Raw genomic sequence first — 22,874 nt, forward strand, 5'->3', positions numbered from 1 at the left:
CTCTCTTTTAATGTTTCGCTGATAACCCGCTGACATTACCATCACGTAATGCAAAGCGTGTCATTTCGCCAATCACATAAATACACTGATCTGTGATGGAATATGGCTTAGTGAATACATTCAAATACGGACGCAACAAATCACATGCCTTACTCTCAACGTCGAACGATTCACCGCGAGACTTAACAATTGATACCGCATTATCAAATAGCCCTGCCGCCAGCAATTCAGGGATCACTTCGCCTGCAATGCCGTTATAAGTCACTAATGTTGTTCCCGTTTCCGCTTTTAGCCCATCAACATAAATCTGAGCTATGGTGCTTGCTAACTGCTGTAACTTTTCCATTAGAACCCCTCACGCTGTAAGGCATCACTTAATAGCCCTTGAATCAATTGGCTAATAGGCGCTCGTTGAATGAAAACATCTTTTTCACCCTGTTTTTCTTTAAATTTTTTAACGCGATCTACTATGTCGCTTTCAATTGACACTGCCTTGAAGGTTCTTTTTTGCTTATCCATGATTATTTACCCACCCTGTAGTTATATACACTACAATTATAATCCAGAGCAAAAAATAAACAACAATATGTTGCTATAAACAATCGCAAATATAGAAATATTTTCTATTATTTTTAATTTTGATGAAATTAAGACGACAAAAAAACCGACTCAAGGTCGGCTTTTGTTCTTCAGGCGAGATTAGTTTAGAGGTTTAGAATAGTTGGTTAGAATGGCTAATTTACCATCTTTATTTCTAATGCCGATTGAAACAAATACAGAATACCCACCTTTGATGAACTCCGCGTATATGTCGCTACATCCGATCTTATCTAAACAAGCGAAGAAATCACTTTCATCATCAATTTTAACTTTTTTGCTAGTTGGATCGCCGTATGTTTCCTTTAAATTACCAATTACATTGTCAAACCTATCCATCACTGTTGTTTTATTTGTCCTTTCTAGTTCCTCAGAATGTAAAATTTGCACCAGTCCAGCATCAGGAGTAAATATTAAAAGTGTTTTTCCATCTGTGTTATCTGGCGTATTTTCTAACGTACAAGTTGCTAAACTACATCCTTCACCATCTAAGTTTAACTTTTGGATATCCTCCACCGACTGCCCCCACTTAAATCCGTAGGGTGCTGGTGGACTGTTATCACATCCCGATAGAAACAAAGCCAATAGAGCCGTTATCATGATTTTTTTCATTTAGTGATCCCTTTAGTTGATAAGGCCAATTATACATAACCGCCGCGGCTTATGTGTTCACTGTGTTATTTTGATTTATGTCTAGCAATTTGCTCGGTAACAAACTCGTATACTTCTTGAAATTCATCTTCTGATGAAAAAACGCGTGAAGGGAAGATAAAATACTCATTTGAGGTTGTCTGTATAAACATGAAACCTTTGGCAATATAGGCACTTTCGATATATGACCAGAAAAATTTAATACTTCCGAACTTATGTACTTCGGATATGTAGTATCGGGTAATTCTCATATGCCGCATCGCATCTGCATTTTGCTGCTCTCTTTCTTCTTTTCTTTTTAACAAAGCATATTCAATCGCTGTTTTTAAGCCCAATAAAAAAAAAGCCAACGCGCAGAACAATAATGCCATGAGAGACATAGAATAAACTCTCATTGCTGTACTACTATCACCGCCAATACCAATGATGTTATCAGCATTCATAATGTAGACTAGAGCACCAAAAAAGAAACCGATAAAAGAAAGCAACGCACAAATAATGCCAATACTACCGACCCACGATAGAACTTTATGAAAATTAAGTTTCCATATAATTTTATTCTTTTTTAATAGCTTTAGTATCGACTCTGTTTCTAGTGAAGCTAGCGAATAACGAATGTCATAACGGCTTTTCATCAACCTTAGTCCCTTAATTAATCATGGAAAGTAAGCACCAGAATAGACAATTTAATCTGATGCTTAAACGCAATTTATTATTTATTGCTCCATTCCGCCAGCTTTTGTTCTGCTATGGCTTGCTGTTCTGGTGTGATTTCTCCACTAGGTTGCCCGTTCATATCAAACCGATTGCCACCCAGAGTAAGGGCTTTCAAATAAGCCTTGCGGCTGATGTATGAGCGTAATCCCTGTTTAATGTGGCTCTCGGGGATATCCAGCCCTTTATCTGTAGCCTCAGCAATCATAGCTTCCTTGATGCCAATCATTAGCGGCTTGGCTTCTGGCTCACTGAATAGCGTCCAGTGTTTCGCTATACGTTCGATACGGTGTTGTTTCTTCTTCGCGTGAACATCTGCCTTGTTTTTCTTCTTCGGTTGCTGTGGGGCTTCCTGTGTCGTTTTACGCTTTAGCGTTAATGTTGCTCTCTGATCCATGATTACAGCCTCTCTGATATTGTCGATTCTAAACGTTCTAGTTCAGTGGCTACACTTCGCAGCTCTCGAATAAGCAAAAAGGCGATTGCCTCCTCGCTGCTGAGGCCTTCGGCTTTCAAGCCAGCCAGTGAAGTAATGTAATTTTGTTTCGCTATTTCCGATTGATTTGTCATTTTTTATGCTCTTAATTATTTTTCGTTGCAAGGTGTGAAAAGTTTTATGAGCTAACTGTTCATGTGTTCATAAAAAGTTATTTTCCATATATAACAATTAATTAAGTATGAACACTTCAATGAACACCTATGAAGACTTATGTAGAGTCTACATATCAACAATGAACACTCATGAACACTTAATGAATACTTAAATCTCAAGTGTTCATAAATTACTTATTGATATTTATACCTATTTTTCACTTATGAACACTATGAACAGTTTTACTTAAAACTTTACTTTTACGTTATTTTGTCGGTACTCGTGGTAGCCAGTCCTCGGCTTCCAATTCGTTTAATTCGAGGTTTGTTCTGACCCCCTGAGTAAAGCGATCTTTAATGTATTTTTTTCCTAACTCTTTGAGCGCACCGTCGATAGAACGCCCAAAGGTTGTGAGTGTTAATGGGTTCCTGTTGCCGTTCCCTTGCATATAGGCCATATAAGCATGATAAAGGTACTTTCTCGGTGCGGGTGGTGAGATATTCGCGTTACCCATAAACATGCCTTCAACCCTTTCGAGTGCGACAAGGTAGGCGCAAAAATCAATTAATGAGTCAGTTTCACGTTTCACATCAACCGCCTCACCAGAGCCTCTTTGTTCAATCAGTAATTTATTGGCTGTATCAGGGTTTGGAAACTCACGCAGCAAGTCACGGATAATGACAGGAATTTCTGCCTGTATCTTTTCTGGCAGGTTCTTATCTTTTTTATCCTCGCTCACCGTTTCATTAAAATGAAAAATAACCCGTCGACGCCCAACGCCATTACTACGCTCAGTAAATTGCATGGGTCTATTGCCCGTCATGAATACAACGGATTTCATCACCATAGAAAATTGCTTTTCGTATTTGGGGTCAATGCCAACTGGATCACCGCCCGTAATCGCCTTTAACCCTGCGCCATCACCAACATATTTAGGTTGGTCAGGGAGTAAAATCAGTTTTTTACCCACAAATTGCGCTCTGCCTCTCGCGTCGTCCAAGGCCTTTAAATCACCGCTTGATGTGTTGTGTTTCCCTGCTAACAACTCAGCGATATGTGCGAATACGCTTTTACCACTACCGCCTACGCCTGTTGCTTCGATAAACAATTGCCAGTCATGACGATTAGCAAACACCATATACAATCCAGCCTTGATACGTCTTGCTTTTCCCTCATCTCCCCCCGACACATGAGATAACCATGCGGTAAAGTTTGGCGCGTTATCTTTCAGGTTTTCACCTGCTGCGGGTTCGGTATAGGTGATCCCATTTTGATGTAATAACCAATCGTTAGCGTTGTGAGGTCTAAATTCATGGGTTTTCGTGTTCAATACGCCATTAGTGAAACCGATTAAATCAATGTCAGACTCGCCCATGGGTTCAGCAATGACTTTCAATACATCAATGACACCAGTGATCCGCCTCATACTAAAGTGGGTTTCATTCTCAATAAAAAAGTCAGCCATTTCGCGGGAAAGCTCACTATCTTTAATTGGCTCCCACATCACCCCGCTATAGGTGTATACCGTCAATGACTCTGTGTTAACGGCTAATTGCCCGTATCGCTCAATCAGCAACATAGCCAATTGATTCGGGGCTAATTTGGCAATATCGGTATCAGTATCAATACCGCGCTTTTTCTTTTTAGCCTTAGTGGTATTAATGATGACTGTGTTTGCTTCCTGCATGGCGTTAATCCCCTCATTAAATGCCTGTCTTGCTGCCTCAATGCCGTGTGATAGGCGGTAATCATCCCAATCCGCTTTATCCTCGGTAGGCGGTAAAACCGTAATACCATTGACTGCCTTAGCTGCCTTTTCTGCCGCCAGCTTTCCTGTATTTGATTGGTCGGGTTTAACATCGTTATCCCCTGCAATGATAATCTGGCTCTCTGGGTACTTCGTCCGCATCACCTTAGCCACATGAATTAAGTTACCCGCATCAATTGCCGCTACGGTGTGCGCTTCTGGTTGGATTAACTGGCACGTCATGGCGGTTGCCAATCCCTCAGCGATAATCACCGTAGAAACGTTTACAGGCTCATTAATGGGGTAATAGCTGCCATTCTTCGCACTATCGAGTAATAGCCGTTTCTCGCCATTAGGTTTAATGGTCTGTGCGGCTGTGATTGTGCCGTCAGCGTCCATCAATGGAATAATTAGCGATCCATCGGCTAACAGGGTCACGGTGGTACTATCAAATCCTTTCGCCTTGAGATACTCAGATTTGCCCTGTTTAGCGTTGGCAATAGTGCGGCTGTATCGCGCTGTAAAGCGTTTATGCTTCTCTATCTGCTCGTTAGCTTGGTTCTGGGCTTGCTGTGCTTTCAATGCGTCCTGTTGCGCTTTTACCTCATGGCTACGGTAGGCTGGTGGATTATCTGAACGGGTATCAATTCCAATTATGCCAGCCACTTCATAAGCGGCTTCTGTCACGCTACCGCCCAGAACACGCTGAACTAAGTCCAACCCATCACCCGAGCCGCACTGGCTACAAATAAACGTGCCGTTATCGCCTTTGTTATCAAATCTAAAACGGTCTTTACCACCACAAGCAGGGCAAGCGGTGTGCGTGTTTAGAGTCACTTCTGCCCCAAGGTTAGATAATATGTTTTGCCATTGTCCGTTAGCTTTCAGCTTCACATCACGGATAACATCAATTGGTTTCATCCTCTTCGCCTCCTGCAGGTTCAGCCATTTCATGCGACACACTTAAAATCGATTGATATAACGCCTCGCCCTCCAGAGTAAGACGCCCACAATCTACCGCTTTGGTTAATGCCTCCAGTGCGGCCGTTTCGTATTCTTCAAACTGGTCTATTAACGGCTCAATAAAACAAACCTCAGTTAAGAAACAAAGGTACTCAATGGGTGAAATTTGTTGCTTGTTAGTACGGCCTTGGCATGTTTCCGTATAGGTGTAACATTCCTCAAAGTCATTCGGGCGGTTTTTAAATACAGCAAAGGCAAAGGCTTTCAGCGCATCATCAAGGGAGTTCGCTTTGGTTTTGAATGGGATAATATTGCTCATTGAAATGCTCCTTTGTTCGCCAGTAAATGGTTTAAATTGTTAATCATGATCCCCCCTATCAGTGAAACACTGGCATAGTGCCAACTTCACTAGAACGAGCGATTTTCATAAGGCCATCATGCAAGATGGTTAGCCCCTTTCGCCCTTTTTCAGAGAGACGATTTCCCACTTCTGGCTGCATATTGATAAAGTCCATGTAAGCCCTGATAACTAACTGCCGCCCCATTTCCTGCCCGTATTGTTCACAAACAAAGTCCTCCATATGCGTAGTTAACAACGCACGTTCGCCCGATGGATAAACCGATATCCCCGAACCGTTATCGCTGTAATACAGCGTGGCAATGTCTTTGCCGCCTAGCTCATTGTCGAGTTCAATAACGCCATGTTTATCTCTTAACTCTTGAACAAATGACGCTGCTACTACCCAACGGCATAAAATCAACGTTTGCTCTAATGTTGGGTTAAACAAGCGTTCTCGTTCACCTTTTGAGATTGCCAATACAAGCTCAAACCCCATGAGCAAATCCGTGTCAAAATCACCAGCATCAAGGGATTTAAGCGCATCGTCGTAGCTAATTACCTTGTTAAGCTGACCATTCTCACGATAAACAACCAATACACCTGTGGCACCATAGCCAAAACTGGCAACGTTACGTTTGATAAATAAGCTCATTATTTGCTCCCTGCCGTTTCGTTCATTTCATCCCTAATCGAATAAACAACAATCAACACCGCCCAGATCATGTTTCTGGTTTCGCCACACTCTTCAGCTTCCAGCCACGTAGAAAGTAAAGTAATTAGCATTAATACTTTTGCTTTGTGCGGCTCTAGTAACCTTTCCACTTCGCGTTTCTGTTCCTGATTCATCACTTCACCTCACGCACATAGTTAATTCGGATATCGGTTAAACCGTCACGTTGCGCTTCTCGCATCACTTGCGATTGTGCGTCTTTCTGGGTGGCTGATATCACACGTTTGCTAATACCTAGCGTTAAGCCTTTCGGTGTTGTGCCATATCCTGCGATTTGAAACGTTCTCATGAGCGATAATCCCCCATATCCTGAATGTGTAGCTGTGAGGCTTGTTCAATGGCCATTACCATTGGTTTAAGTGCTTTCTTCTCCTTGCGACGTAGGTTCATGGCATAACTTCCGCGCCTACCGTGACCTTGATAAGAGTCAGCCTCTAAGCGGCTAATCAAGTTCTGAGCCTCACCAATTGGCATGGCTTCAAGTTCCGCCAGCGTGGGTATTTGAATGTGTTTAATTTCGGGAAACTCAGACAAACGAAAGTAGCTGTTAACCATTGAGCGTTGGACCTGCCACGACAAATCATCAGTAAATGGCTTGGCAACCATCAAATAACCTGATTCAGTGATAAGCATTAGCTCTTTTGCTTTTCCGCCTATTTCTAGTTCGGGCAACTCGGTACGTATTACGTACTTAGTGAGCAAAAAGTAATCTACCCCATCAATGAAGTGTTTTTTATGCGTGTTAAATGTGCGCTTTGCTGTACCTTTCGGGCGTTGGTGTACCTCGTCAATCATGGCAAAGGTCACAACTCGCTTACCTTGATACATAAATGGGCTTAAGCTGGTGGCATTGATAGTGACCTGTCTCATTTCATCACCTCCGCTAACCTAGTGATTTCTTTCTGCTGAGCACACACAAGGCGGTTAACTGCTCTCAGAAGAAAATGCGTATCGGTATCAGCTTCATTCTCTACAGCGGTTAACAGTGGGATTAGTAACGCTTGGAGTTCTTCGTTAATATGTTCGACTTCTTCTAAGGTAGATAAGTGACCAACTTTTAATTTAACTGTTTTCATTTGGTCGCCTCCGCCAGTGATTGCCATATTTCACCGCTTAAATCGCAAGCAATAGAAATGAGATCCACTAACTCACTCGAGCAGTTCCCTTGAGCCTGTTCTAATATCGTTGTGATTAATGAATTGGCTTGCTGTGCCTTGTATGCGGCTACATCTAAAGAAATTGGCTTACTCATGCTTCCCCCTCCTGATCTGATGCTTCAATCAAAAATGCCGCTACATCACCAGATAACTTCGCCATGAGCGACGATATCGCGCCTATATCGGATGGTGTAAAGTTGCGAGGATAATTAGGAAGCATCAGGCTAATCAGCTCTAACTGTTGAGCCTTTTCAGCCGCTTGATGAATATTGATATCTGCCATGATTAAGCCCTCCCCGCATAGGTGTATTCGTTGCTGAACTGGCTTAATGGAACAATGACAGGACTATCAAAGCCGTCTCGCTGAAAGGTCACACGGTTGAATTGAACCGATAGAACTTTGACGGTTTCGCCATTATTTTTGTGAGTGTAGAAATCATTAGGTTGGGGGTTACGCATGATGTTTACCTCCAATAGCAGGTAAGCGACCAGCGAATATCAGCATGTAATCACGTACAAGCATCAGTCTTGCACTGTTCTCGTTCGGTGCTGTAACAGCAATACGGCAAGGTTTAGCGGTGTAATCGCTACGGTTTAACGCTAGGAATAACCATCTGTACGATTGGTTAGGGGTGAGACTAGTCCGCCCTGTGACGGGTGTGTTATGCTTACTCATAGTTACCTCGATAAATAGTCTATCGTTGGTGATTAGCCCTCTAATAGTGTTGGTAGCATTATTAGGGGGCGTTGATTTTATGGGCTTTACCGTGTTAAGGTGACCACCTATAGAAATTAAGATTAATCCAATAGGTGACCACTTGTCAACTGTAAAACGAGATAAAAGCCCCAAAGGTGACGGACAGTCGCCACAATTTAGAATGCGCATAACTCCAGAGTTGAAAGAACAATTTGAAGCTGCTGCAAAAGAATCAAACATGAGTTTAGCTAACTGGCTTAAAACTCTTGGGCGAAAAGAGTTAGAGCGATTAGGCATTGAGCCTAAAAACTGATATTTGCCATACCAGAGAAGTAAGCTAATATTAATATTCTCACTTGCTCGGTATTCAATATCGACGTTTCCAAGGGTAGCCGATTGGCTGCCCTTTTTTATGGACTCCAAAAACTCAATTCGTTCCTTTTTTATGGTGTCTAATAACTCAATATTTCCCTTTTTTATGGACTGACAAAACTCAATTCTGCCTCGCGTAGTGACCCCAATTAAACCTTGCCAATGAGGATAATTAGCCTCTTTAGCAAATGGTGTAAATTCTCCACGTTTTAGATTGGCAAAATGTTTTGCTGATTGACCTAGGAAATATTCCCCTGATTGATTTCCCGTAAATTTGGGCGATTGATTGGCGTAAATTTTCGCTGATACATCGGCTAAAGTTTTAGCCAGTTGCTGAGCTAAAATATTAGCCAAGTAACCAGACGAAATTTTGTCTGATTGGTTGCCAGTAATACCGTAGTTTAAAGCTACAGTATTATTAAGGGAGTAAATTAAACTTACCCCCTTACCTGCCAGTAGGGAATCATTCTCTTGGTAGGCAATATTCCCCAACTCTGGGGATAATTGATTAATATTTGAACTTTGATTCCCCCGATTAGGGGTATCAAACATTTGTAAGTTAATAGCCGTCATTAGTGGATTTCTCCATCAAGAAAATCAGGCTGGTACTTTTCCCATAGTTCGCGTTCTTCACGCTGTAAATCAGCTTTCTTTTGCTTGCAGGATTGCAAATCACGCCCATGTCGTGAGGATGTAATTTGGTATTGTTGCTGACGCTTGGTAAAGTCATTTAACGCTGAGAATGGCACACCATACGCGCCAGTTTTACGGATAGATGGGATAACGTCACGGAATACCCAATTAGTAAAACGATGTGCGAATGTGCCTTTAGTGGTTGCCTTGCGGCTACGGGCAATTAGTTTATAGAATCCAGACTCCGCTATAACCTGTCTGTTAGGGTTTCCCTGAATACCATAGTTTAAAGCTATAGTATTTTTTTCGTCCAAATCTAATGATTTTAAAGCATCACTTGAGTTTAATATTTCCAATGCGTCACAAACATCTTTAGCAACGAACCACGGATCATTATTAATTTTAACTATCCGTACCTCTATACCCTCAAATCGAATAACGGAAATATCATCTGAATTAATATTTAAAATAGTCTCGTCGCTGAATTTAGGGTGAGCGAATCCACCAGCACTTAAGCTGTTATTTTTTAGTTTCATTTTCTTATTCCGTTATTTTGTCTGGTACAGGCTTAAAATATTACTCTCGAGTGCTTTATCTAATGTTTGGTAATTACCTTGCTCAGCGCGTTCATTGATTAAATTGATAACCTTCTGCGCATCCTGAGCCGTCTTAAAGCGGTAACGGTAGTGTGAGCCAATACCATCAGGATTAGGCTCATCAATGCGTTCTAGTTCGATATTTAATAAACGTTCCAATTCATTTGGATAATTACGACCTGACGATAAGCGACAATGAATTAATATTTCATTCTCTGTAAATCCATTAATACCTGTACCTAACATATATAAACGGGCACGGTGTTTTTTCGGTGGGTTCTTTGATAGAATAGACGACGCTACGTTATTCTGAGAGGCCACCTGTTGCGGGTGGTTTTTCTTTTCCATTATGCCACCTCACCAGTGCGTGATTCAGCAATCTTATTTGCCACCCATTCATCCACTTCCGATTCAACGAAAGCAATAGAACGAGAACCTATTTTCACTGGTTTAGGGAATTCATTTCTTGCAATAAGCACATACACCCATGCTTTAGCATAACCCGTACGGCGCATTACTTCAGGTAAGCGAATGAGATTTTCTTTTAAGGTTGTTACTGTTGGCATATTGCCCCCTGTTATCTAGTTTGTAATACGCCTTAGTAGACGTTCATTGATTACAGAGGGGATTTTATTGAAAGAAAATATAATGATAAGCGTGATATAAAAATAAAATTTCACGTTAAATTAAGTAAGCTTTATTTCCGATAAAATACAAATTCATAAAACTCTAGATTTTTATCAGAATAAATTTCGTAGAATAATGCCAGCTATGAATCTCTACGCATTAGATCTGATATCTTACATTTCCCTATTTCAGGGTCTCTATTAATATACAGCTCAAGTAATCTAGTGTATTTACCACTCATAGCTTCAAGCGCAAATGGTTTAATTGATTCTTTAATAGCTTGAGTATCTTTTGGGTCATCATTAAAAACAAGTAATGAAATCATTGGATTAGTTACGTTTTTACCGTTCATTTTTTCCCATAAAAGGAGATCAAGTATAGGAATAACTCTATTAGAAATTAATTTATGCAATGTCTTTATACCAATTCTTTTTTGTGACACATGCTCTTGCTCAGGAAGTGATAACTCTTCTCGCCATAAAGGAAGTAGTTGAGTCAAACTAGTAATAATTTCATCATCTGTAGCGTCATCCAAATTAATCCATGTTAAAACCAAATTATTAAAACAATCTAGATTGCCTGTTACGCTTGCAAGCATGGCATTACTTTTTATATATGTATCTTCTTCATCTATTTTAAAAAAGCCCTGTTCAATAGCAGCATAAGAATACATCGTCAGCTCACTGAATGTGATTGGGCTTACTCCATTTTTTGAGGGAAGACTTGGCAATTCTCCGTATAGGTTTCTTAACGATGGAATCTGACTATTGACATATTCAATTACTTCATCAGCTTCCCTTTCCTCTTGATTGGAAATCGTTATATTGGGATCACCATTAAATATTCTTTCAAATTTTATCTCATACTCATCGTAATCACTGGATTCATAGTCCTCTATAAGGGTAAATAAAAAATTACGTAATATCAGTTCTTCAATCAGATTTTCAAGGGTCAAATCTTCCAAGAATGCATAATTATCTAAGCTAAACCACGATAAATCTTTTTTTGTTGCCTTTGTCATGCCGCCACCTCTCGCCCTCATTCTGTAGGAGCTATACCAGCTAGTAGAGGTGTACTAGTTTTCGGGGATCAGCCTAGGCATAGCTTTATTCTTTATAGTATACATAAGTCTACTACAGTCTATAATTACTGTCTATTTGTCCAGTTATGGCTATTTTAGGCACAAAAAAACCAGACTTTTTATTGTCTGGTTCTGTATTTGGTAGCTGGTGGATTAAGCACGTTTAAAATTGCCGTGGACAACATTATCCCCGTTCTCTAATGCCCCCATGTAATCAGCATACCATTGAAGCATTTCTCTGCGCCCATCAATGTATTGAGCATGGTTATACGTTCCACGAATAGAGTTTTTATCAACGTGCGCTAGCTGTGTCTCAATCCATGCAGTGTTATAACCTTGTTCATGTAGGATGGTGCTCATTGTGTGCCTGAATCCGTGGCCTGTAGCTCTGCCACTATAACCCATACGTCTAATCATCGTATTCAGTGCCATATCTGATATATGCTTTCTATAATCAGTACGGCTAGGGAATATATATTGATAACTGCCACTGATGGGATGTATCTGTTTCAGCAAATCAATAACCTGCTCTGATAGCGGCACAATATGAGGGCGGCGCATCTTCATTTTTTCAGCTGGTATTTCCCATACCCCAGTATCAAAGTTAATTTCTGACCATTCCGCCTTTCTCAATTCGCCTGGTCGAACTCCAGTTAAAATAAGCACCCTTAGCGCCACTCTAACAATCTGGCTCCCCATATACTTATCTATAGAAGAAAGAAACTCTGGTAATTCACTAACTGAAAGATGGGCGTAGTGCTCACGCTTATGTGGTACAAAGGCACTGGCTAAATCTGGCGCAGGGTTATACTCTGCCCTACCAGTAATAATGGCGTACTTCCATACCTCGCCACAACGTTGACGCACTTTCTTTAGCTTCTCGGTTGCTCCGCGCTTTTCCATAATAGAAAGTACTTCGAGTAATTCCATAGGTTTGATTTCAGCAATCGGGCGATTACCTATATAAGGAAAGACGTCTTTTTCGAATGCGTCCATCATGTCATAACGATAACCAACAGACCAGCGATCCTTTCTTCCCTCATACCATTCAAGGGCGATATTTTTAAAAGTGTTTACACTGTCAATCTTTGAGGCTTGCTTTTGTTCTTTGCGTTGTTGGTTTGGGTCAATTCCATCCGCCAGCAATCTCTTTGCATCATCTCGCTTTCTTCTCGCATCAGCTAGTGTAACGGTTGGATAAATTCCAATAGCTAAAAGTTTCTCTTTGCCATCGATTCGGTATTTTAACCGCCAATACTTTCCGCCATTAGTTTTAACCAATAGATACAGTCCACCGCCATCAGATAGTTTGTAGTCTTTTTCTTTAGGCTTACTGGAATCAATTTGTTTAACGGTTAGCTTCATTTGGGGGTACTCAAATCATGGGGTATAAATGTACCCCCATATGTACCACCTAAAGGGGGTAGTTTTCAATAGACGTTAGTAGACGTTGGAATAATGGGATTTAGTTAGAATGCTTGATTTACTTGGGATTGGAAGACTTTAGTAGACTTGATTGGAAGTGAATATGGCGGAGGAGGAGAGATTCGAACTCTCGGATGGTTTCCCATCGGCGGTTTTCAAGACCGCTGCCTTCAGCCGCTCGGCCACCCCTCCGCAATGACGAGCACTATAAACATCCTCGCATTCAATGTAAACCCCTAATTAAATCATTCGCCTTAAAAATAAACACTTAGCATACTGATGGGTGAAATTATCAACATTTATCACTTGCGCCTTGGGTTATGAGTCAATTTTTGCTAAATTTATGCTCTACTTTTGTTTGGATTGAAATAAGTATGTTGGTTTTTAACAATCAAGAAATTGAAACAGATGCGCAAGGCTATCTACTTGATAGCCAACAATGGAGCGAAGAATTAATCCCGCTTCTGGCTGAGCAAGAAAATATCGAGCTCACTAATGAACACTTAGAGATTATTCGCTTCGTTCGCGCTTTTTATTTAGAGTTTAATACCTCTCCAGCGATTCGGATGTTAGTAAAAGCCGTTTCACAAAAATTTGGTGAAGAAAAAGGAAATAGCCGCTATTTATATCGACTATTTCCAAAAGGACCGGCAAAACAAGCCACAAAACTTGCAGGTCTTCCTAAGCCAGTTAAGTGCATCTAATAAACGTTAATAGCGGACAGTAAAATCCGCTATTGCTTCTGTTTGCCAATCTTCACTAAAAAAATGGTCTATTTTTGCACCGGGCGGGCCCCCGGCTTTTAACCACTCATCCACAAAGTCTATATCCTGCTCATTTCCATAGATAGCTAACTTGACACTTCCATCGTCCCTATTACAAACAAAACCTTTTATGCCATTTTGATTCGCCCAATGATAGGTTTGATAACGAAAACCCACCTCTTGAACACGACCATAAATATAAAAATAGCGACCTGATACTGTCATAATAGTCTCCTGTATTAGAGCATAATATAGCGATACCTTCTTTTAGCAGTTGTCTTTTCTGAATTGAGCAGATAATCTAATTTCTGAGGCACTGCTTTTCATCGTAACGTATAAAGACAGTGTATTGCGTTATTGATAATTGTCCATATATTAGCTTGAAAACGCGAAATACTGCCCATATATAGATTTAAAGTACAAGCAAGGCTTATAGGAGGTCGCTATGATGATCACCAGTAAATATGGAATCGGGCAACAAGTAAGACACAAACTTCTTGGTTATCTTGGGGTCGTTGTTGATGTGGACCCTGAATATTCGCTCGAACAACCACATGATGATGATATCGCATCTAACACTACGTTGCGCGATCTACCTTGGTATCATGTTGTTATGGAAGATGACAACGGAGATGCTGTTCATACCTATTTAGCGGAAGCTCAAATTACCTATGAAGCTTTTGGCGACCATCCGGAACAACCGTCGATGGATGAACTAGCAGAATCAATAAGATCGCAATTATTAGCACCGCGCTTACGCAACTAACTAACCTGTGGGTTGGTATCTAAAATTACTCGTCAATGATAAATAGTAAAGCAGTTGATCGAACTGCTTTACTTCATCATATGTTCAAAAAGTATTATTTCTCAAGACCTAATGCAGGAATTTCTTGTTTTGGGCATTTATCCATTACAAACTGCATTCCTGCTTGTAATGCAATTTGTTTAGCCTCTTCGCTAATAATCCCTTTTTGCAGCCACAATACTTTTGCATTCACGTCGACCGCTTCTTTTGCTACACCAACGGCCGCATCTGCGTTACGAAATACATCAACCATATCAATTTGTTGAGGGATGTCACTTAACTGAGCATATACTAACTGGCCTAATAAATATTGGCCTGCTAATTTAGGACTAACAGGTATAACGGTATAGCCTTGATGCAATAGGTATTCCATCACCTCATAACTTGGTCTATCTTCGCGGTCACTAGCACCCACTAAGGCAATTATATTTACATGCTTTAAAATTTCAGCAATTTCTTGATCTCTCATCAAAATATCTCCCAAAATCAGTAAACTATTCACCTACATTATGATATATCTTGTATCTAAATGCTCATTCGTTTTTAAAGGCGAAATCATGCCTTTTATTTAAGGGAATATCATGGAATCAACGACCCGTAAATTAGCCGAATCAAAAAATATCGCACTGGTTGCCCATGACCATTGTAAACCTTCCTTACTCGCTTGGTCCAAAAAAAATAGTGAACGACTTCAACTACATAAATTATTTGCGACAGGTACAACAGGGACTCTCATTAGCCAGCATACAGGTTTACAAGTCACTGGTATGCTTAGTGGCCCGATGGGAGGAGACCAACAAATTGGCGCAATGATTGCAGAACAAAGAATTGATTTGCTAATTTTCTTTTGGGACCCTCTAAACGCAGTCCCACATGATCCTGATGTAAAGGCGCTTCTACGTTTAGCAACGGTATGGAATATTCCCGTTGCAACTAATGCAGCAACAGCAGATTTCCTTATCACATCACCTTATTTTGATAGCACAATTGATATCGTGATCCCCGATTATCAAAGCTATTTAAATAAACGAACAACTTAATTTTACTCCATACCCGTGCCGGATAACCTCCGGCACACGACTAAAAATCAAAATACATCACGGTTTTTTCTGTCTAGGTACTCCTAACTCGCGAAGATCTTCAACAAAATCAGAAGGATTTTCTGGATTATATAATAACCAAACTTGCTGCTTAGCACGAGTTAATGCCACATATAGCAATCGCCGTTCTTCCGCATGCTCAAACTCTTCAGGTTTTGGTAATAGAGCCTGTTCAATAATCGATTCCCTCGCAGGAGCAGGAAACCCATCCTTGCCTTGGTTTAAACCACAAATAATCACATGGTCCGCTTGCTGTCCTTTTGATGCATGAATAGTCATAAATTTAATATTCAACTTTGGCCAACGCGTCTGTGCTTTGTTTAAAATCTCTGGCTTTAAATAATGATAACGAGCAAGAATTAATATCGTTTCATCATCAAGAACATAACCGCTCATTTTATCTAATAAACGCTCTAACGCATCTTCATGTAATAAAACTACCGACCTTTTATTACCTTTTGTGAGACTATTAAGGGGTTTATCTAATTGTGCAGGATTTTGTAAAATAAACTGATTCGCGATATCACCAATACGTTCATTAAATCGATACGTGGTATCTAAAGCGCAGCTATCACCTTCACCAAAATAATGCTGAAATGAGGTCGTTAAATTTAACTCAGCCCCACTAAAACGATAAATAGCCTGCCAATCATCGCCCACGGCAAATAATGCCGTTTGCTTATTTTGTTGACGTAGTGCTTGAAGCAATTTAGCTCTTAAAGGCGAAATATCTTGAAATTCATCGACTAAAATATGTTTCCAAGGACTAATAAACCGTCCTTTTTCCAATAAGTTTATCGCCTGATGTATTAAACCTGAAAAATCGACTGCACCTTCCTCTTTCAAGGCACTTTTCCAGACCTTTAATAAAGGTGCCATCAATCGAATACGTTTTTGAAAAAGGTCTCTTATTTCTTCATCTGTATTTTCTATCATGTCCTTTTGGCTCCCCCCATGCATTCGCATAAGGTTCAGCCAACGTTCTAAACGAGCACTGACTTTATGACTAATTTTTTCATCATGCCAAAATTCACCTTCAGGAATTTGCCATTGTAATTCGTCTGATAGCCATTCACGCCAACCTTTGGCTTGCGCTTTTTTACTTGAACACTGCTCACGCCATTCTTCTAATAGTAACGCCTGACGTTTTTGAGTGTCAGTTTCTAATTCACTAATCACCGGAGATTTATTGCTACCTTCTCGGATAATCTGCAACGCTAAGGCATGAAATGTTTTTGCTACAATATTTTCTTGTTGAAGGCGTAACTGGATACGCTCATTCATCTCATCTGCCGCTTTACGACCAAAAGCAAGTAATAGGATTTGTTCAGGTTTCGCCAGCTCACGTTGTAATAACCATCCCGCTCTTGCCACCAAAACAGAGGTTTTGCCACTACCTGCCCCCGCAAGAACTAATACATTGTCTTCACCGTTAATAACTGACAGTGATTGAGAATAATTTAACGTAGAAGATTCCACATTTTGAAAAAAATCAGCGTAGCGAGAAAGAACAGACTCACACCATTTTTCATTAATTTGAGTACGGCAGCGTTGACTCTGATTAAGCCATTTTTGACATAATTGATATTGAGAAAAACAATTTTGAAATGATGAAATACGTGCTAAAGGTAGTGGGAGCGACGAGAATTGTTGTGTAATTGACTCTCTAATTGCCGCTAAATTGCGTAAACTCAGCCAAGCATCCTGAGTTGTTTGCTGCAATATACGTTCTGCCAGTGAAGTTAACACCTCAGCACTCACCATACTCATTTCAGCGCTCCATTGCTGCCATTTTTCATTTAAATAATGATAAAAATGCTGAGTTTGCTTCCATTCTGTGCCATGCAAGCGCACCACTTGCTCACCAATGATTTCAAATTCTAATTCGCCCCATACAATCCCTCTTTTACATCGAATATCAATGAGTTCATTAAAAGGGATCATGTATTGGTGATTTTCACCACTGACTTCTATGCCTGCATTGAGTAAGCGAACCCGATTATAGGGATGCTGAGCCAGGCGCTGTCCAATCTGCGTCGATTTCAGTTCCATACGTCTTGCACCTGAATTAATCAATAATGAAAATAATGGCAGCTTGATTTCAAACGGTTTTTTATTATCGAGAAACAAGCTATCCTATATAAATTAGGGATTGTCTTACCTTTGAGGTATTTTGTGTTAACGCTGCTGACCAATTTTCGCCGTGTGCTTTATAACAGCCATATACTCTATTATATCCGAATCTTAATAGCGCTGACAGGAACAACATTAGTTCCATGGTTATTAGGTCAGGATCCTAAAGTCACGATCCCCCTTACATTGGGTGTTGTAGCCGCCGCATTAACTGACTTAGACGATAGGCTAACGGGCAGAATAAAAAATCTCATCATCACTTTATTTTGCTTTTTTATTGCATCAGTCTCAATTGAACTGTTATTCCCCTACCCCATCTTTTTCTTTTTCGGTCTCGCTTTTTCTACCTGCGCTTTTATTCTACTTGGCGCATTAGGGCAACGCTACGCAACTATCGCCTTTGGTGCCTTACTTATCGCCATTTATACCATGCTAGGTGTGCCCATTTTTGATACTTGGTATCAACAACCCGCCTTGTTGCTGACTGGTGCTATTTGGTACAATATTTTAACTTTGATAGGGCATCTTCTATTCCCTGTTAGACCATTGCAAGATGCCATTACTCAATGTTATCAGCAACTATCTGCCTATTTAGATGCTAAAGCCAACTTATTCGATCCTGATCTCGAAGATGACTACCAACAATCCGTCTATGATTTAGCACTGGTTAATGGCACCCTTGTTAGCACAATGAATCAGGCCAAAATTGTCCTACTCAGTAGGTTAAAAGGCGATAGAGGCCAAAAAGGCACACGAAATAGCCTCCATTATTACTTTGTTGCACAAGATATTCATGAACGAGCAAGCTCCTCACATGTCCAATATCAGCAATTAAGTCGTACATTGCGCCATTACGATATCTTATTTCGCTTTCAACGTTTACTCACCATGCAAGCAAGAGCCTGCCAACAGGTAGCTCAATCCGTATTATGGCGTAAACAGTACCAACATAATCCTCGCTTTGAACGGACTTTTGCCTACATCGAAAATTCATTGCAATTATTAAAAATACAATCACCTAATCTACATGAAATTAAAGCGTTACATAATCTGCTTAATAATTTAAAGGGCATTGATATACAACTTAAAGGATTAGGTTTAGAACAAAGCTCATGGTTACAAAATGATAAACAAATTGAACAACTTTCTGACGAATCACTTTCTGGTATAGGCGATATTATTGCGCGGGTAAAACATAATCTAACGCCTAAATCTTCACTTTTTCGCCATGCCGTCAGGATGTCAATACTATTATGTACCGGCTATGCCATCATTCAATTGTTTGATATGGAACGTGGATACTGGATTTTGCTGACCAGTTTATTTGTCTGCCAGCCCAACTATAGCGCCACTAAACGACGCTTAGCGTTAAGGATCATCGGAACCATTGTCGGTATTTTGATTGGCTTGCCACTGCTCAATATCATTCCATCTATTGAGGGGCAACTTACGTTAATCGTCGTATCGGGATTACTGTTCTTTATGTTCCGTAGCAGCCAATATGCACAAGCCACCTTATTTATCACACTATTAGTTCTATTTTGCTTTAATTTATTAGGTGAAGGGTTTGATGTGGCATTACCAAGAATCATTGATACTGTCATCGGCTGTTTCATTGCATTACTTGCCGTTAGCTTTATTTGGCCAGACTGGAAGTTTCGCCAACTTCCACAAGTTATACAAAAAACAATGGAGAGCAACTGCCGCTACTTAGATGCAATCTTACAACAGTATTATCAAGGTAAAGATAATAGTCTTGAATACCGCATTGCTCGTCGTGATGCTCATAAGAATGATGCGGAATTTGCCTCTATTGTTTCTAATATGGCGACTGACCCAAAATCCTATCAAATTACGCAAGAACAAGCTTTTCGGTTACTTTGCTTAAATCATACTTTATTAAGCTATATTTCAGCACTCGGCGCACATCGTGAAAAAATGCCAAATAACGAAAATCTTACCTTATTAAACGATGCAGTTTGCTACGTAGAGTCTGCTATTCAAATAACTCAACAGGATGAAACAATTGACGAAAAATCCGATCAATTACGTCAAAGCTTATTACAACGAATTGATAACACGTCCACCAGTGACGATGAAAAAACACAATTGATATTAGAGCAAACTAAATTGTTACTCGAACTTATTCCTGAAGTTAAGCTCATGATAAAACAAATTAACGTATCATAAACGTACTGATGAGCGGGCATTAAAATCCTATAGTGGCATTTAATGCCCGCTCTGTTATTCATATTGTTACAATGATATTTAATCAATAATGTAATTAATTAACATCGTTATACCAGTTAATCAATTCCTGCTTAATATTTGTCGGCAGTACGGCACTATGGCAACCTTCAATTGCAGCGGCGAGCCCAATTAAAAATTTAATACTCGGATTATGTCGTCCATGTTGTTTTAATTTAAGAAAACAAGCTTTAGCACCCATCATACGTAATTCTTCCACATGATAGATGCCAATTTTACCCAGAGCCCTTTCAACCGACATATTCATATTGGGTAAATCTTTAATACGAATTGATACTGTTTGTTTTTGTTGCAACTCCTCCATCGCAGAACGATACGCCAATTCAATGTAGTAAAGACATAATCCTTCATCACACCATATTTGTTCAGGTAATTGGTAATATCGAAGTGCTAATGGGATCCCTTTTTTACTATAAACTAAGCGGTTAAGTCCCGAGGCCTCAAAATGACTTCCTGCCAATAAACATCCTCTTAAATAAAAATGCTCTTCTAAAATCACCCCAATAATTGCATTATCAACAAGTAGGCAATGCCCACCAAAATGATTTTTTCTTTTCAATTCCCCAAATTGACCTAATAACCGATACAAATTGTAAATTTTTTCTTCCTGTAATGACATATGCCCTCACTCCTTTTAAGGCTTATTACACTTCAATTCCTACAAGTAGAAACTTTAGAAGTCCTTTTTTTACAAATAATTACACACAACTGATTCTGAGAGTTTCTACAATAAATGCCAAGCTTAATGCATTTAAAAACCACAAAGTTGCGAAGCGCTTTGAAAAAATAGGCTTGATATTGGATGAATATACAGTTACTGTACGTTCATACAGTATCGTAACGAGGTGAATTATGAGCATCTATTCTTGGAATAACACAACAGAACATTCTCTCAATGATTACACACAAACTCTGTCATCAGAAAGTCACTTAAGTGACTCAATGCAACAAGGTATAGTGAGTGAACTTGTCTACGATGAAAAACACCCAATCATGGATTATATTCTTTTACCTATGCTGCGGCAGTTTGGTATACAGTCGCGTTGGCTGCTTTGGTTAAGCCCAAATAAAAAATTAAGTAAACACTGGTTAGAGCAAGCTGGAATTCCAACACATAAAGTTATGCAATTAAGTCATATGGAATCTATCACGACGATTGATGCAATGGAAAAAGCACTCAGAAGTGGTAATTATAGTGTCGTATTAGGATGGCTTCCTGAAATAAGTGAACATGATTTCATCCGTTTACAATATGCTGCTCAAGAAGGTCGCTCAATTGGCTTTATTATGCGTCCACAAATGACATATAATATGGCTAGCATCAATTCTGGACAGCAAAATCATCTAAAAATTCATTCAGACTATTATCATTAAGCAATATTAAGAATTTTCTTACTAAATTTAACCTCTTGTAATAATTAGCCCTAAAGTGAAATGAAAAACATTGAAGATCAACTAGATAGCTAAATAGTAAACAAGATGCTAAATATATATATCCCTCTGATTTATACAATAAAATAATATTTTTTTTAACCTTTATTGCTCACTCTACTTGTATCTTTCTCCGTTCGTTGTAGACTTTAGCTTGTTATGCGTAAGGCATTATTTTTTACTTTTCGTAATTTTTTGTAGATAATGTCAGCGAACCTAGCAAGTAAATAGAACCAATGGCAAATAATAAGGCTCATTGAAGCCAGCCAATATTGGATGATAACGAGGCGTAAAAAATGAAAAAGACAGCTATCGCAATAGCAGTGGCAGTAGCAGCATTTACAACTGTTGCACAAGCAGCTCCAAAAGATAACACTTGGTATACTGGTGCTAAATTAGGTTGGTCACACTATGAAAGCACTAGCCTAAACCCATCTAAAGCTGATAACCAAGCATGGAATAATGTAGGTAACTCTACTGACCGTGACACTATCGGTGCAGGTGCTTATGCAGGTTACCAATACAACCAGTACATGGGTTTTGAACTCGGTTACGACTGGTTTGGTAAAATGAAATATAAAGGCGCTGACAACAGCGGCGACCTGAAATCTATGGGTGTTTCACTAACTACCAAACTAAGCTATCCAATCATGGATGACTTAGACGTTTATACTCGTCTTGGTGGTATGGTATACCGTACAGAAGCTAAAGCTAAACAAGATGGCCAACGTTTCAAAGAAACTGACACTGGCGTTGCACCTGTATACGCATTAGGTCTTGAGTATGCAATCACTCCAGAGTGGGCTACTCGTTTAGATTACCAATGGGTTAGTAGCCTAGGTGATAAAGACAATATCGGTGTTCGTCCAGACAATGGCATGCTGAGTGTTGGTGTTGCTTACCGTTTCGGTCAAGAAGCAGCTCCAGTAATTGCACCAGCTCCAGTTGTTGAGCCAGCAGCTCCAGTTGTTGAAAACAAACGTTTCACACTGCGTTCAGACGTTCTGTTTAACTTCAACAAAGCAACTTTGAAACCAGAAGGTCAGCAAGCGCTGAACGAACTGTATACTGAACTAAGCAGCATCGACCCTACTCAAGGTCGCGTACTGGTAGTTGGTTTCACAGACCGTATCGGTTCACAAAACTACAACCTGCCACTTTCTCAGAAACGTGCTCAGTCAGTAGTTGACTACTTGGTATCTAAAGGCGTTCCTACATCAGCAATCGCTGCTGAAGGCCGTGGTAAAGAAGATCCAGTAACTGGTAACAAATGTGACAACGTTAAAGGCCGTGCTGCTCTAATCGAGTGCTTGGCACCAGACCGTCGCGTTGAAATCGAAATTCAAGGTACAACTGAAGTTGTAACTCAACCAGGCGCTTAATTATTAGCCCTAGTTAGAATTTTGAACTGAATACTAAAAAACCCCATTTTATGGGGTTTTTTAGTATAC

The 22,874-nt window shown here is 39.9% G+C and carries 32 protein-coding genes and 1 tRNA gene; 7 read left to right on the top strand and 26 right to left on the bottom strand.

The window, feature by feature from the left end:
• Nucleotides 1-7: 7 nt before the first annotated feature.
• The 16 genes from AAZR93_RS12660 to AAZR93_RS12735 form a co-directional block, all read right to left on the bottom strand.
• Entirely contained in the window at nucleotides 8-346 is a 339-nt protein-coding gene (locus AAZR93_RS12660) for a hypothetical protein (RefSeq protein ID WP_434720006.1), read from the bottom strand.
• Nucleotides 346-519 (bottom strand): hypothetical protein, encoded by a 174-nt coding sequence (locus tag AAZR93_RS12665; RefSeq protein WP_004255410.1) that lies wholly within the window; start codon nucleotides 517-519, stop codon nucleotides 346-348. The genes AAZR93_RS12660 and AAZR93_RS12665 overlap by 1 nt, the downstream gene beginning before the upstream one ends.
• A gap of 180 nt (nucleotides 520-699) precedes the next feature.
• The gene (locus AAZR93_RS12670) at nucleotides 700-1,209 is read right to left on the bottom strand and encodes a hypothetical protein (RefSeq protein WP_004263265.1); all 510 of its coding nucleotides are present in this window, start codon (nucleotides 1,207-1,209) and stop codon (nucleotides 700-702) included.
• A gap of 65 nt (nucleotides 1,210-1,274) precedes the next feature.
• Entirely contained in the window at nucleotides 1,275-1,883 is a 609-nt protein-coding gene (locus tag AAZR93_RS12675) for a YcxB family protein (protein ID WP_434720007.1), read from the bottom strand.
• Nucleotides 1,884-1,960: 77 nt separating this feature from the next.
• The gene (locus AAZR93_RS12680; RefSeq protein WP_434720008.1) at nucleotides 1,961-2,359 is read right to left on the bottom strand and encodes a ProQ/FINO family protein; all 399 of its coding nucleotides are present in this window, start codon (nucleotides 2,357-2,359) and stop codon (nucleotides 1,961-1,963) included.
• Between the two features lie 460 nt (nucleotides 2,360-2,819).
• Nucleotides 2,820-5,222 (bottom strand): primase-like DNA-binding domain-containing protein, encoded by a 2,403-nt coding sequence (locus AAZR93_RS12685; RefSeq protein WP_434720009.1) that lies wholly within the window; start codon nucleotides 5,220-5,222, stop codon nucleotides 2,820-2,822.
• Nucleotides 5,209-5,583: a hypothetical protein gene (locus tag AAZR93_RS12690; RefSeq protein WP_434720010.1), complete on the bottom strand. Its 375-nt coding sequence runs from the start codon at nucleotides 5,581-5,583 to the stop codon at nucleotides 5,209-5,211. The genes AAZR93_RS12685 and AAZR93_RS12690 overlap by 14 nt, the downstream gene beginning before the upstream one ends.
• A 58-nt stretch (nucleotides 5,584-5,641) precedes the next feature.
• Nucleotides 5,642-6,256 (bottom strand): hypothetical protein, encoded by a 615-nt coding sequence (locus AAZR93_RS12695; protein ID WP_267722133.1) that lies wholly within the window; start codon nucleotides 6,254-6,256, stop codon nucleotides 5,642-5,644.
• Nucleotides 6,256-6,450, bottom strand: a complete 195-nt coding sequence (locus tag AAZR93_RS12700) for a hypothetical protein (protein ID WP_267722131.1) — start codon at nucleotides 6,448-6,450, stop codon at nucleotides 6,256-6,258. Before AAZR93_RS12700 ends, AAZR93_RS12695 begins: the two co-directional genes overlap by 1 nt.
• Nucleotides 6,450-6,623 carry a hypothetical protein gene (locus AAZR93_RS12705; RefSeq protein WP_004255426.1) on the bottom strand — a complete coding sequence of 58 codons (174 nt, stop codon included), beginning with the start codon at nucleotides 6,621-6,623 and terminating at the stop codon, nucleotides 6,450-6,452. The genes AAZR93_RS12700 and AAZR93_RS12705 overlap by 1 nt, the downstream gene beginning before the upstream one ends.
• Nucleotides 6,620-7,204: an ORF6N domain-containing protein gene (locus AAZR93_RS12710; protein WP_181488334.1), complete on the bottom strand. Its 585-nt coding sequence runs from the start codon at nucleotides 7,202-7,204 to the stop codon at nucleotides 6,620-6,622. Before AAZR93_RS12710 ends, AAZR93_RS12705 begins: the two co-directional genes overlap by 4 nt.
• Complete coding sequence (locus AAZR93_RS12715; protein ID WP_105880952.1) at nucleotides 7,201-7,410, bottom strand: hypothetical protein; 210 nt, start codon at nucleotides 7,408-7,410, stop codon at nucleotides 7,201-7,203. Before AAZR93_RS12715 ends, AAZR93_RS12710 begins: the two co-directional genes overlap by 4 nt.
• Nucleotides 7,407-7,586 carry a hypothetical protein gene (locus AAZR93_RS12720; protein ID WP_004265074.1) on the bottom strand — a complete coding sequence of 60 codons (180 nt, stop codon included), beginning with the start codon at nucleotides 7,584-7,586 and terminating at the stop codon, nucleotides 7,407-7,409. Before AAZR93_RS12720 ends, AAZR93_RS12715 begins: the two co-directional genes overlap by 4 nt.
• Nucleotides 7,583-7,774, bottom strand: a complete 192-nt coding sequence (locus AAZR93_RS12725) for a hypothetical protein (RefSeq protein ID WP_434720011.1) — start codon at nucleotides 7,772-7,774, stop codon at nucleotides 7,583-7,585. Before AAZR93_RS12725 ends, AAZR93_RS12720 begins: the two co-directional genes overlap by 4 nt.
• Nucleotides 7,775-7,776: 2 nt before the next feature.
• Entirely contained in the window at nucleotides 7,777-7,950 is a 174-nt protein-coding gene (locus tag AAZR93_RS12730; RefSeq protein ID WP_004265088.1) for a DUF4222 domain-containing protein, read from the bottom strand.
• Entirely contained in the window at nucleotides 7,943-8,377 is a 435-nt protein-coding gene (locus AAZR93_RS12735) for a host cell division inhibitor Icd-like protein (protein ID WP_434720012.1), read from the bottom strand. The genes AAZR93_RS12730 and AAZR93_RS12735 overlap by 8 nt, the downstream gene beginning before the upstream one ends.
• On the opposite strand from AAZR93_RS12735, the gene AAZR93_RS12740 reads away from it, so the two are divergent.
• A complete protein-coding gene (locus tag AAZR93_RS12740; RefSeq protein ID WP_338565018.1) occupies nucleotides 8,310-8,501 on the top strand; it encodes a toxin-antitoxin system HicB family antitoxin in 192 nt (63 codons plus the stop codon). The two genes, AAZR93_RS12735 and AAZR93_RS12740, sit on opposite strands and share 68 nt — an antisense overlap.
• 631 nt (nucleotides 8,502-9,132) lie before the next feature.
• Here the strand turns inward: AAZR93_RS12740 and AAZR93_RS12745 are convergent.
• The 6 genes from AAZR93_RS12745 to AAZR93_RS12770 form a co-directional block, all read right to left on the bottom strand.
• Nucleotides 9,133-9,729 carry a BRO-N domain-containing protein gene (locus AAZR93_RS12745; RefSeq protein WP_434720013.1) on the bottom strand — a complete coding sequence of 199 codons (597 nt, stop codon included), beginning with the start codon at nucleotides 9,727-9,729 and terminating at the stop codon, nucleotides 9,133-9,135.
• 12 nt (nucleotides 9,730-9,741) lie between these two features.
• Entirely contained in the window at nucleotides 9,742-10,137 is a 396-nt protein-coding gene (locus AAZR93_RS12750; RefSeq protein ID WP_434720014.1) for a hypothetical protein, read from the bottom strand.
• The gene (locus tag AAZR93_RS12755) at nucleotides 10,137-10,355 is read right to left on the bottom strand and encodes a helix-turn-helix transcriptional regulator (RefSeq protein ID WP_187128935.1); all 219 of its coding nucleotides are present in this window, start codon (nucleotides 10,353-10,355) and stop codon (nucleotides 10,137-10,139) included. Before AAZR93_RS12755 ends, AAZR93_RS12750 begins: the two co-directional genes overlap by 1 nt.
• A gap of 203 nt (nucleotides 10,356-10,558) precedes the next feature.
• The gene (locus AAZR93_RS12760) at nucleotides 10,559-11,437 is read right to left on the bottom strand and encodes a DUF6387 family protein (protein ID WP_434720015.1); all 879 of its coding nucleotides are present in this window, start codon (nucleotides 11,435-11,437) and stop codon (nucleotides 10,559-10,561) included.
• 213 nt (nucleotides 11,438-11,650) lie between these two features.
• Nucleotides 11,651-12,862: a tyrosine-type recombinase/integrase gene (locus tag AAZR93_RS12765; RefSeq protein ID WP_434720016.1), complete on the bottom strand. Its 1,212-nt coding sequence runs from the start codon at nucleotides 12,860-12,862 to the stop codon at nucleotides 11,651-11,653.
• Between the two features lie 164 nt (nucleotides 12,863-13,026).
• A tRNA-Ser gene (locus tag AAZR93_RS12770) sits at nucleotides 13,027-13,114 on the bottom strand.
• Between the two features lie 182 nt (nucleotides 13,115-13,296).
• On the opposite strand from AAZR93_RS12770, the gene tusE reads away from it, so the two are divergent.
• Nucleotides 13,297-13,626: a sulfurtransferase TusE gene (gene tusE, locus AAZR93_RS12775; protein WP_294107286.1), complete on the top strand. Its 330-nt coding sequence runs from the start codon at nucleotides 13,297-13,299 to the stop codon at nucleotides 13,624-13,626.
• Between the two features lie 6 nt (nucleotides 13,627-13,632).
• Here tusE and AAZR93_RS12780 read toward each other — a convergent pair whose 3' ends face one another.
• On the bottom strand, nucleotides 13,633-13,911 hold the full coding sequence (locus tag AAZR93_RS12780; RefSeq protein WP_434720017.1) for an acylphosphatase: 279 nt from the start codon (nucleotides 13,909-13,911) through the stop codon (nucleotides 13,633-13,635).
• A 220-nt stretch (nucleotides 13,912-14,131) separates the two neighbouring features.
• Here AAZR93_RS12780 and hspQ point away from each other — a divergent pair, with 220 nt between their 5' ends.
• Nucleotides 14,132-14,452 (top strand): heat shock protein HspQ, encoded by a 321-nt coding sequence (gene hspQ, locus AAZR93_RS12785; RefSeq protein WP_294107288.1) that lies wholly within the window; start codon nucleotides 14,132-14,134, stop codon nucleotides 14,450-14,452.
• A 94-nt stretch (nucleotides 14,453-14,546) separates the two neighbouring features.
• On the opposite strand, the gene AAZR93_RS12790 is transcribed toward hspQ, so the two are convergent.
• Complete coding sequence (locus AAZR93_RS12790) at nucleotides 14,547-14,960, bottom strand: CoA-binding protein (protein ID WP_294107289.1); 414 nt, start codon at nucleotides 14,958-14,960, stop codon at nucleotides 14,547-14,549.
• A gap of 112 nt (nucleotides 14,961-15,072) precedes the next feature.
• Between AAZR93_RS12790 and AAZR93_RS12795 the strand changes: the two genes are divergently transcribed.
• Nucleotides 15,073-15,531 (top strand): methylglyoxal synthase, encoded by a 459-nt coding sequence (locus AAZR93_RS12795; RefSeq protein ID WP_294107290.1) that lies wholly within the window; start codon nucleotides 15,073-15,075, stop codon nucleotides 15,529-15,531.
• A 57-nt stretch (nucleotides 15,532-15,588) separates the two neighbouring features.
• On the opposite strand, the gene helD is transcribed toward AAZR93_RS12795, so the two are convergent.
• Nucleotides 15,589-17,643 carry a DNA helicase IV gene (gene helD / locus AAZR93_RS12800; protein WP_434720018.1) on the bottom strand — a complete coding sequence of 685 codons (2,055 nt, stop codon included), beginning with the start codon at nucleotides 17,641-17,643 and terminating at the stop codon, nucleotides 15,589-15,591.
• 123 nt (nucleotides 17,644-17,766) lie between these two features.
• Here helD and yccS point away from each other — a divergent pair, with 123 nt between their 5' ends.
• Nucleotides 17,767-19,914, top strand: a complete 2,148-nt coding sequence (yccS, locus tag AAZR93_RS12805) for a YccS family putative transporter (protein WP_434720019.1) — start codon at nucleotides 17,767-17,769, stop codon at nucleotides 19,912-19,914.
• A gap of 94 nt (nucleotides 19,915-20,008) precedes the next feature.
• Here the strand turns inward: yccS and AAZR93_RS12810 are convergent, their stop codons facing one another.
• Nucleotides 20,009-20,611, bottom strand: a complete 603-nt coding sequence (locus AAZR93_RS12810; RefSeq protein WP_294107292.1) for a TfoX/Sxy family DNA transformation protein — start codon at nucleotides 20,609-20,611, stop codon at nucleotides 20,009-20,011.
• 233 nt (nucleotides 20,612-20,844) lie between these two features.
• Here AAZR93_RS12810 and sulA point away from each other — a divergent pair, with 233 nt between their 5' ends.
• Together sulA and ompA are read left to right on the top strand one after the other, a co-directional pair.
• Nucleotides 20,845-21,366: an SOS-induced cell division inhibitor SulA gene (sulA, locus tag AAZR93_RS12815; protein ID WP_294107293.1), complete on the top strand. Its 522-nt coding sequence runs from the start codon at nucleotides 20,845-20,847 to the stop codon at nucleotides 21,364-21,366.
• 353 nt (nucleotides 21,367-21,719) lie between these two features.
• Nucleotides 21,720-22,805 carry a porin OmpA gene (ompA, locus tag AAZR93_RS12820; protein ID WP_434720020.1) on the top strand — a complete coding sequence of 362 codons (1,086 nt, stop codon included), beginning with the start codon at nucleotides 21,720-21,722 and terminating at the stop codon, nucleotides 22,803-22,805.
• Nucleotides 22,806-22,874 lie beyond the last annotated feature (69 nt).

This window comes from Providencia sp. Je.9.19, from assembly GCF_051129765.1.
Lineage (GTDB): Bacteria > Pseudomonadota > Gammaproteobacteria > Enterobacterales > Enterobacteriaceae > Providencia.